The organism is Pararhizobium sp. DWP1-1-3, from assembly GCF_049896125.1.
Lineage (GTDB): Bacteria > Pseudomonadota > Alphaproteobacteria > Rhizobiales > Rhizobiaceae > Pararhizobium.
The window spans coordinates 227,355-237,409 of the sequence record NZ_JAFCTR010000009.1 but is presented as its reverse complement, the minus strand read 5'-3'; the positions used below and the strand labels follow the sequence as shown (position 1 = coordinate 237,409).

Annotated in this window: 7 protein-coding genes and 1 tRNA gene; 6 read left to right on the top strand and 2 right to left on the bottom strand. The window is 60.0% G+C overall.

The genetic code is table 11. The features are described from left to right. The first annotated feature begins 362 nt into the window (after nucleotides 1-362). Both ACP7BS_RS19355 and ACP7BS_RS19350 read left to right on the top strand, forming a co-directional pair. A complete protein-coding gene (locus ACP7BS_RS19355) occupies nucleotides 363-1,802 on the top strand; it encodes a phosphomannomutase (RefSeq protein ID WP_426239414.1) in 1,440 nt (479 codons plus the stop codon). A gap of 138 nt (nucleotides 1,803-1,940) precedes the next feature. Next, nucleotides 1,941-2,027: transfer RNA gene (locus ACP7BS_RS19350), tRNA-Leu, on the top strand. 112 nt (nucleotides 2,028-2,139) lie between these two features. Here ACP7BS_RS19350 and ACP7BS_RS19345 read toward each other — a convergent pair. After that, nucleotides 2,140-3,192 carry a helix-turn-helix transcriptional regulator gene (locus ACP7BS_RS19345; protein ID WP_426239413.1) on the bottom strand — a complete coding sequence of 351 codons (1,053 nt, stop codon included), beginning with the start codon at nucleotides 3,190-3,192 and terminating at the stop codon, nucleotides 2,140-2,142. Nucleotides 3,193-3,390: 198 nt separating this feature from the next. Here ACP7BS_RS19345 and ACP7BS_RS19340 point away from each other — a divergent pair, with 198 nt between their 5' ends. From ACP7BS_RS19340 to ACP7BS_RS19325, 4 genes are all read left to right on the top strand, one after another. Continuing rightward, complete coding sequence (locus ACP7BS_RS19340) at nucleotides 3,391-5,646, top strand: TonB-dependent siderophore receptor (RefSeq protein ID WP_426239412.1); 2,256 nt, start codon at nucleotides 3,391-3,393, stop codon at nucleotides 5,644-5,646. Beyond that, on the top strand, nucleotides 5,640-6,800 hold the full coding sequence (locus ACP7BS_RS19335; RefSeq protein WP_426239411.1) for an ABC transporter substrate-binding protein: 1,161 nt from the start codon (nucleotides 5,640-5,642) through the stop codon (nucleotides 6,798-6,800). Before ACP7BS_RS19340 ends, ACP7BS_RS19335 begins: the two co-directional genes overlap by 7 nt. 12 nt (nucleotides 6,801-6,812) lie before the next feature. After that, the gene (locus ACP7BS_RS19330) at nucleotides 6,813-7,880 is read left to right on the top strand and encodes a DUF2218 domain-containing protein (RefSeq protein WP_426239410.1); all 1,068 of its coding nucleotides are present in this window, start codon (nucleotides 6,813-6,815) and stop codon (nucleotides 7,878-7,880) included. A gap of 446 nt (nucleotides 7,881-8,326) precedes the next feature. Beyond that, nucleotides 8,327-8,788, top strand: a complete 462-nt coding sequence (locus ACP7BS_RS19325) for an RrF2 family transcriptional regulator (RefSeq protein WP_426230960.1) — start codon at nucleotides 8,327-8,329, stop codon at nucleotides 8,786-8,788. A 138-nt stretch (nucleotides 8,789-8,926) separates the two neighbouring features. Here ACP7BS_RS19325 and ACP7BS_RS19320 read toward each other — a convergent pair whose 3' ends face one another. After that, nucleotides 8,927-9,952: a porin gene (locus ACP7BS_RS19320; RefSeq protein WP_426239409.1), complete on the bottom strand. Its 1,026-nt coding sequence runs from the start codon at nucleotides 9,950-9,952 to the stop codon at nucleotides 8,927-8,929. Nucleotides 9,953-10,055 lie beyond the last annotated feature (103 nt).

Here is a 10,055-nt window from a genome sequence, read left to right as displayed (position 1 = left end):
GGTTCGAAGCCATAAAGACAAGCGAAGCATCAAACTGAGACGAAACAAAGCCGGACGAAACCCTCAATACATGGCCGATATCATCGCCGCTTGACCGTTAACTTGGATTCACGGCCGTGATATACGTCCCTTAACGATTGAGGGGAGCGGCAAATCGTGTAGCCTGGGCTATCCGACAGGGACACAGTTCGCCGATGGAATGTAGGCGCGGTGCACACAGCGCCCGGTATTTTGATTATTCGTGCTTTAATGTCATAGGCTGGAAATTTGGCACGTTTCACGTCCAGCTCTTCACAATCGGTAGAATGTGCCAATATTGCCTGTAAATCACGCGCCTGCCTGCCGGCGAGACGGAGGATAGATTGAGTTTGAAATTTGGCACCAGCGGCCTGCGCGGCCTTTCCATCGATCTCAACGGCCCCCCTGCCGCCATCTACGCCACGGCGTTTGCCCGCTACCTCATCGCGTCCGGACAGGCCAAACCCGGGGATCCGATCCTCCTTGGCCGGGACTTTCGCGCGTCCAGTCCGGACGTGTCGGCGATCTGCGCCGGTGCCTTGAGCCGCGCCGGACTGACCGTTCTCGATTGCGGGACGGTCCCGACGCCGGCCCTGGCACTCTATGGATTGGAGATCGGCGCCGCTGCATTGATGATCACCGGCTCGCACATTCCCGCTGATCGCAACGGCATCAAGTTCTACCGCCCCGACGGCGAGATCTCCAAAATCGACGAGAATGCGATCGGCAGGGAGGCCGGCGCACTCAAGGCCCGGTCCGTCCCGGTCGATGCGACGCCGGGACCGGCGGCCGATCATTCCGAACAGGCCGAAGCCCTGTTCCTCGCCCGCAACGCCGGAATTCTTCCCGCTGGCGCTCTGTCGGGCCTGAAAGTCGGGGTGTACCAGCACAGCACGGTGGCGCGTGACCTGTTCGTCGAAGTGCTGACCGGCTACGGCGCCGATGTCGTGCCACTCGGCCGCTCGGCCGATTTCATTCCGGTGGATACCGAGGCCGTGTCGCCCGCAACCGTCGATATGCTCAAGGCGTGGGCCGCCGAGCATAGGCTCGACGCGATCGTCTCGGCCGATGGCGACGGCGACCGTCCGCTGGTCAGCGACGAAACCGGCCTGCCCTTGCGCGGCGACCTTTTGGGGCTGATCGCGGCAGAGTTTACCGGTGCTACAGTTGCCGTCACACCGGTTACCTCCAATTCCGGCCTGGAGCGCCAACCAGGCCTATCCATCCTGCGCACCCGCGTCGGCTCGCCCTTTGTCATCGAGGGTATGGCGGAGGCTGTGCGCAATGGGAAAACCGGCGTCGTCGGTTTCGAGGCCAATGGCGGCACCTTGACCGCCACGGACTTTATGCTCAACGGCACCACGCTCAGAGCCCTGCCGACACGCGACAGCTTCCTGCCGGTGCTCGCGGTACTTTCGCTTGCCGCACGCGGCCACCGGCCTCTCTCGGCGCTTGCGGCTGACTTTGCGCTGCCGGTGGCGCTGAGCGACCGGATCGAGAATTTTCCACTGGAAACCAGCGCTGCGCTGATGCGCTATCTCCGGTCGGGACCGGACAATATAGCCGAATTTCTGGCTCCGATCGGAAAACCGGAATCGCTCAGCGACATCGACGGATTGCGCGTGACGCTGACCGATCGCAGCGTCGTTCACTTCCGTCCTTCGGGCAATGCGCCGGAAATGCGCTGCTATGCCGAAGCGCAAACCGCCGATCAGGCAAAGCGGGTGCTCGAACAGGGGTTGGCTTGCATCCGTGCCTTTGGCCAGCGACACGGCAAAGCCTGATTACAGGAGTTGCGGCAAAATCGTTTTGTGGAAAATCATTGCCCTTCAACGGTTTGCTCAACTTTCCTGCGCATTTTCAAGAAAACTTCAAAAACCCTGTTGACACAAAAGCGTGGGGCCCGTACACCCCCGCTCGTCGCCCAGATGGCGGAATTGGTAGACGCGCCAGCTTCAGGTGCTGGTACTCGAAAGGGTGTGGAGGTTCGAGTCCTCTTCTGGGCACCAATTTCATGTTCACAACTGCTCAGGCAGTTCTGAAGATCAAAAAAGCCCGGTTCGCCGGGCTTTTTTCGTTTCGGGGATTCGGCGTTTCCGGCAGGCATTGCAATGCAAAACATCAGCCCTTGCGCGCCAGCATGACATGGCGCGGGGTGGTGCCGAACTGGCGGCGGAAGGCGGTTGCAAAGTTGGCCGCCGTTGAGTAGCCGGCAATGGCACTTGCCTCCTGCACCGTCACCTCGCCGCTCCCCAAGGCCGCGAAAGCGCGCTCCAGCCGAAGTGTGCGGACATATTCAAAGATGCTCTGGCTTTCAGAAATCCGGAACAGCCGCTGCAGGCCGCTGGCGCTGACGCCGGCCGCGCGGGCGATCATATCGACATTGAGCGGAGCGGCCCAGTGGGCGGTGATGTAATCCTTTGCCCGCTCCAGGCAGACGGCGTCCTGACGGGTGAGCAGCATGCCTCCCGGCGCCCGACGGCTGGCATGGAGAACCGCCGCCATCGTTTCGGCGACAAGCTCCACAGCCCGGCTTTCAAGGTAAAGGTCGCGCAATGCCGGCAGAAGCGGCATTGGCGCAAAGATCTGCCGGACCAGCTCCGTCATCCGCGGTGTCAGCATCCAGCGATGCTCGGCCAGATGCTCACGCATCAACCGTTCGCCGCCCCTGGTATCAGCAATCTCCTCCAGAGCATCGAGATGCAGCCATTCGGGCGTCGCCGAGACAACGAGATGCCGTAAATGCTGGCGCCCGTGCGAGGCGCGCTGAAAACTCTCCGGGTTGGCATTCATGATCGCAACGCCGCTTGCAGCTCCTTTTTGGGCGTGGAACGCAAAACGGCGGTCGCCAATCGCAAGGTCGATATTGCCGTCGAGAAAGAAGATGCACGATAGCTCTTCGCCGAGCTGCGATGTCGCGGTGAACGGCCGTTCCTCGATCGCGTCGCTGACATGCAGCACGAGCCCGCGGCGGAGTTCCCGATGCAGGAATTCACCCCTTATCAGCGTATCGTCGGGCAAGAGCTGGTCATCCGGACTTTCGAGCACGACGCCATCCTGACGCAGAAAGTCCCGCACGCGCAGCCGCTTGGCCGCGCCGTGTTGCCCGTAGCCGGCTTCGACATCTGGTTGGATCGTGGAGGAGGTCATCGCCAAACCTTCGAAACGCATCATGTCCCCGGTTTGCACCGGGAACCTTACCACCCGCCTTGCGCCTGCTGCCGGACAAAAACTTTGGCGGCGAACAAACCTATCTGCGCGATGCGCAAAGGTCGCTTCGTTGCCGATCGTGGGACAAGTGTCCTAAAGCAATATCTTAACTTGATTTAACTGGTCAAGTTTATCAGAGATGATTGCGTGAGGGACGGGCTGATGAGCGGTGGGCAGAAGACGGCGTTGGGCGAAAATTATCGGGCAAGGTCCTTGAAGCGGGCGATCAGCCCCAAACGCAAAGAGATTTTGCTGGCCTCGTCCATGATTTACGGTCTCGTCAGCCTTTGCGGACCGGTCCTTGCTCAGGAAGGCGGCCCCGCCACGTCGCTCGAAAAGATCACTGTCGAAGACGGCAAGGACAACCCGAAGGGACCTAACGAGGGCATCGTCGCCAAACGAACATTGAGCGGCTCCAAGACCGACACTTCGCTACTGGAAACGCCGCAGGCCGTCAGCGTCGTCACGCGCGACCAGATGGATGCGCAGGGCGCCAATACGGTACCGGAGGCTTTGCGCTACACACCGGGCATTCTGTCGGATCCGAACGGCTATGACATTCGCTATGACTGGCTCTACATCCGCGGCTTCAATACCTACGGCACGGTCTGGCTGGACGGACTGGTGCTGCCCGGCGACCCCAACAACTATGCGACGCCCAGCATCAATCCTTACGCGCTCGAACGCATCGACGTCATCAAGGGTCCGGCTTCGGTGCTTTACGGCCGCTCGATCCCGGGCGGCCTCGTCAACGAAGTCCGCAAGCGGCCGCAACAGGAAAGCCGCAACGAACTTGGTATCGAGACTTCCTCGCATGGGGGTATCCAGGGCACGTTCGACTTTACCGGTCCTGTCAGCGCGGGCAGCGACTGGTCCTACCGCCTGACCGGCCTTGGCAAGAACATGGGCACGCAGATCGACCGGGAACGCGAGCGCCAGCTGATGCTCGCGCCGAGCCTGACCTGGGCGCCGACCGACCAGACCGAGCTGACACTTTACGGCTATTACCAGAAGGACCGGCCGAAAGATTTCAACCCGCGCTTTTATCCGGCGATCGGTACCTTGATCGAAAACCCGCTGGGACAGATCCCGCGCGACCTATTTCTCGGCGATCCCGACGCCAGCGTCTTCGAGCGTGATTTCTACGCGCTGGGCTATGAGTTCTCCCACGAATTCAACGAGACCTGGACCGTGCGCCAGAACCTGCGCTACGGCCGCTCCGACCAGAACATGTTCCTCGTGCTGGTCAACCCGGCCTTCGCCTATCAGCCGGACCGCCATACGCTAAACCGCGCCTCGGCCGTTTCCGACGACTGGGTTTCGAGCTTCAACGTCGACACCCAACTTGAAGCGCGTTTCGATACCGGCGCCTTCGATCATACCGCTCTCTTCGGGATCGACTATCTGAGTGCGAATTCCTCCACCAATTTCGGCAACGGTGTTGCCGGTGTGCCGCCGCTCGACTATCTCAACCCGGTTTATGGCGCTGGTTCCATCCCCAAGCCGGCCATCCAGCGTTCAGGACTGCAGGAACAGCGCCAGATCGGCTTTTATGTCCAGGACCAGATCCGCTATGACAACTGGATCGGCACTTTCGGGCTGCGCTACGATCTTTCCGACATCGATACGCAGAACCGGATGCTTGCCGGGTCACCGGCTGTTTCCAATGATGACCGGGAACTGACCTGGCGCGCAGGTCTCACCTACCTGTTCGACACTGGCATCGCTCCCTATGTCAGCTATTCCACCACCTTCCTGCCGGCACTTGGCTCCAGCCAGACCGGCACGCCGTTCGAGGCGCAGAAGGCCGAGCAATACGAGATCGGCGTGAAATACGAGCCGCCGGGCGGCAACGGCATGATCACCGCCTCGCTGTTCGACCTGACGCTGGAGAACGGCCTGACACCGGACCCCACGAGTGCGCTCTACAATGTCCAGACCGGAAAACAGCGCGTGCGCGGCCTTGAGCTGGAAGCCAAGTATGAGGTGTCGCCGGAGCTCGACCTGCTCGCAGCCTATGCCTTTTCGCATTCCGAAGTGCTGGAAAGCACGAGCGCCATCGCCAGAGGCCGCGAAATGCTGCGCCTGCCGGAGCATCAGGCCAGCGTCTGGGTAAACTATCATCCGGCTGCGGTCGAAGGCCTGTCACTCAGCGCCGGCGTGCGCATGACATCCCCCTACCAGACGGACGCCGGTTACCTGAAGGCGCTGCGCATTCCCGGCCGGGCACTTGTCGATATCGGCGCCCAGTATGATTTCGGCGCCATGGATAGGGCGTTTGCCGGAACGACGCTTCGCGTCAACGTCACCAATCTCTTCGACAAGGAATATGTCTCCCATTGCCTCAACATGACAGGCGGAAGCTGCAACTACGGCGCAGGCCGGGCCGTTACGGCGAGCCTGAAATACACATGGTAACCGTCCAGCCAGCGATCGTCAGGAAGAGGGCTGCCAGTCTGCTGGCCGCCCTCTTCGCGCTTGTCGCGTTCGGTGCTCTCTCGTTTCTCCTTGCACCGCCTGCGCATGCCGAAATCCGGTTCACGGATGCGGCCGGGCGGGAGGTGCGCCTTGCCAAACCGGCTGAGCGTATCGCCACCAATGAAAGCCTGCTCCTGCTGTCGCTGGCGCTGATCGAGCCCGATCCGATCTCCCGTATCGCCGGCTGGGCAGCGCCGCAGCGGATCGATCGGGGCTACTATAACGACCTCAAACAGCGCTTCCCGGCCATCGACGCCATTCCCGTCGCCGGCGGTGTGATGGCGTCGACAACCTCGCCGGAAGCGATCCTGGCCGTCAGTCCGGATGTCTTTATCGTTTCCATCTGGGACCAGGGCTGGATGGAAATCGCCGCGACGCTGGAATCCGCCGGCGTGCCCGTCGTCTTTCTCGATGGCCCGCAAAACAAGCACGGCGGACCAGCGGACACGACCATCTTTTCACTGGAACTTCTCGGCAAGGTCATTGGCCGTGAGGCCGAAGCCCGAACGTTCGGCGAATTCCTCCGGCCGCGTTATCAGCGCATTACCGGGCGCACCAGTGGGATTGCCCGCAAGTCCGTTCTGGTCGATGCCCATGCCGGTGCCATCTGTTGTTCGACGCCGGGGCGTGAAAACCGGATGACGGACTATCTGCGGCTGGCCGGCGGCGACAGCATCGGCGCCGATATGCCCGGCTATGACGGAAGGCTCAGCGCCGAGTTCGTGATGGAGAAGGATCCGGACGTCTATATTGCCACCGGCGGCCCGCATCTTGCAGCGCAGGGTGGCCTCGTGCTCGGCGGTGACGTTGGCGCGGAGGCGGCAGCCCAGTCCTTCGCCCATGTCGTCACCAACGATGTGCGGGCCAACCTGACGGCCGTGCGCGAGGGTCGGGCTCATGCGCTCTCCCATCAGCTTTCGATTTCGGTTCTCAATATTCTGGTCTTCGAATGCTACGCGAAATGGATTCACCCGGAGCTCTTTGAGGATATCGACCCCAGTGAGACCCTGGCCGAGATCAACAGGCGGTTTCTGAGCGTGCCGCTCAAGGGCACCTTCTGGCTGGATTTCGACGCTTCGCGTTTGCCGCAATAAGAGGACGGGTGAATGGATGGTCGGACCTATACGGCACAGACGCTCATCGACCTTGCCGATCCAGAGGCCGTGATTGCTGCACTCTGCAATCACATGCTCGAACACAATGCCAAAATCAGCAAGGAAGCCGGCGACGTGCTGCTGCGCCTGTCCGGCTGCAGCGCCCGCTTCTCTGCTGAAGGGGCACTGACGCGTGTGGTTATCCAAGCACCGGACTTCGAACACCTCTATTTCGCGCGCATGACCGTTGCATCGCACATCCTCGAATTCGCAGGGGAAGCCGCGCCGGCGATCAGTTGGAGCGGCGACCATGACGATACGGCGCGGCCGCCGAATTTTCAGATTCTGACGGTTACCGGCTGCCGGGATGTGACACAGCATGTGCGCCGCATCACCTTCCACTGCGAGAACGCGTCGCGTTTCGCGCGCCTCGACGCCCTGCATCTGAATCTGCTGATCCAGCAGCCCGGTCTTGCGGAACCGCAATGGCCCTTCGTCGGGGCAAGCGGCATCATCGAGTGGGAACGGCCGGACCTGAAACCGTCCATGAGAAAATACACCGTGCGTTCGGTGAACCTGGAAACGAGACAAATCGATATCGACTTCGTGCTGCATGCCGATGCCGGACCGGGATCAAGCTTTGCCGAGACCGTCACCATCGGCACGGAAGTCGGCGTACTCGGCCCCGGCGGTGGCGGACTTGTCGATGCGAGCTGGTATCTGTTTGCCGGCGACGAGACCGCTATTCCAGCCATCGCCCGCATGCTGGAAAACCTGCCGGCCGATGCAGCCGGGGTCGCCTATCTCGAAATTTCCGGCGCTGCCGAAATCCAGAACCTGCAGAAGCCTGCCGATGTCGATATTCAATGGTTGATCCGCAACGAAGAGAGCCCCGGCACGCTCCTTGTCCAAGCGGTAAGCGAAACGCCCAGGCCCCAGGGCGACCAAACCATCTACCTTTGGGCCGCCTGCGAATTCAATGCCTTCAAAACCATCCGGCAGTTCGCACGCCAAACCTGGAAACTGAACAACGACCAGCATCTCGTAGTCGCCTATTGGCGGGCGGGCAGGACATCGTGAAACTCCTGCCTTCGACCTCACCGTAGAAGAAGCTGCCTGCCCAACATGGACTTCGAGTTCCATTGCCGAAACTCGCACGTTCATGATTTACTTGAACACCTACGGCTGCAGCATCCTCGGCGAAAGGCCGCGAATCTGCGATTTCGAAGCGACGGTGCAGCGGACACGAAAGGGCGATGCCCCAGATGCAGCAAATACAAATTTCGCTGAGGCACCCTCAATATGAGGATTACCTCTATTGAAATCGCATTTCCGAAATCCCATTTGTTCGTCACCAGCGGCGCCGATGTAATCCGAGCCGTATTCTCCCGAAACGATTGGCGATCCGATCCGGCGGGTGCAGTTTTATTGAAGACGATGCCTCTGGCGTTAACGCGCGGGAGAGTTTTACTATGTCCGCACTAATCATCTAGTTTTTTCAAAAGTGTGCAGTAGTATGTGCCCTCATGATGGACACACGCTTCTCTTCGGCTCTGCAGATCATTATTACAGTCGCCGTCAATGAAAAGAACAACACGCGCTCGACGAGCGATGCACTGGCAGCGAAGCTCGATGCCAGGCCCAGTCTTGTGCGCAAACTGGTTGCGCCATTGATGCAGAAGAACATCCTCGTATCCTCGGAAGGATATCAGGGTGGTTATAGGCTCGGGCGGCCTGCGGAGGCGATATATCTGAGCGAGATTTACCTGGCGGTGATGCCGGACAAGAAAATCTGGGGCACGCGCGACGACATTCCCGCCGAGTGCTTCATTTCAAGCAATATGAATGAATGGTCGGCAAAGCTCAGCAAAAAAGCGGAGCAAGCCCTGCTTGGTCTTCTGGGGGAAAAATCCGTCGAGGATGCCATATCGGAACTGGCGCATATCGACGGCGGCAAGTGTCCGATGGGAAGGGCGATTGCGCCCTGAGACGCCGCGCAATGCGGCCGTGCGGGACGGCCGGAGGGAGCCGGACCGTCCCCGTCACTGATCGGAGGTCAGTCAAATCCGTGACGAACCGTTGGCTAGCCGGGCCTTTGCGCGGCTAGCCGGATATCAAACGGCGATTTAGAAATCGCGCTGCAGGCGCACGAAGCCGAACACTTCGTCATCACCATCGTCTTCGTCGTGATACTGAACGCTCACCTTGCTGCGGAGACCGTCGGTGATCTTGTAATCAACCGTTACGCCGCCGGTCCAGGCATCACCACCGCCAAAGCCGTTGCCGGTGCTGCTCAGGGCAATATTGCTGAAATACTGAACGCCTGGCGTGATTGCGAACTTTTCGTTGACCTTCAGTTCGTACTGAGCGCCAACCGTCCATTCGGATTCTTCGTAGTAGTAGTTGGCGCCGGTTGCATAAGCACCGTAGATGCCGAGCTGGCCTGGGCCGAGATCCGCATAGATGATCGCGCGGACAGCGCCTTCTTCGGTATCCGTGTCATAACCGCCAAGCAGGTAACCGGTGACAGCGCCGACCGTACCGGAAACCTGACCGGTGATGCCGACATTGTTCGGGCCTTCGCCCGGCTTCGTGTTGTAGCTGTCTTCCAGCTCTTCCACGGCGATACCGGCCTTGAAAGCATCGGTTTCGTACTGGTAGCGAATGGCGTTGTGACGGGTTTCGTTGCTGGCGATAGCATCGGTTTCGCCGCTCAAGTCGTCATCCCACCAGCTGTACTGCATACCAACGCGCAGACCGGCGATTTCGATGTAACCCTGGTCGAGGAAGGTGTTGTTGTCCGAAGAACCCGAGGAATTCCGGGCATTGGTACGCAGAGCAACAAGGCTCGTCAGCGTACCGAATTCGGTGTCGTTCTTTGCCTGGAACTCAAGCTGAGCGCGAGTAAAGGTGTTCCAGTCAGACGAACCCGACTCATTGCGACCGAAGTCGGTCTGGAAACGGATGTAACCGCCGATTTTCAGGCAGGTTTCTGTTCCCGGGATGTAGAAGTAGCCGGTGCCGAACGCGTCGCAGACGCGAACGTATTCCATCGGCTCGGGTTCAGCAGCAACAATAGCGTCGGCGGCAAATGCGCCGTTTGCTGTGGTCAAGGCCGCAGCAGAGGCAAAAAGAATAGCCTTCATAGTCATTTCGGATCCAATCAAGTTTCGATTGGGCACAGGTTTTCGTGGCTGAAAAATCAGCGTCCCCCACCCCAAATATCGATTCAAGCCCCAATGGCAGCGGCCGAAA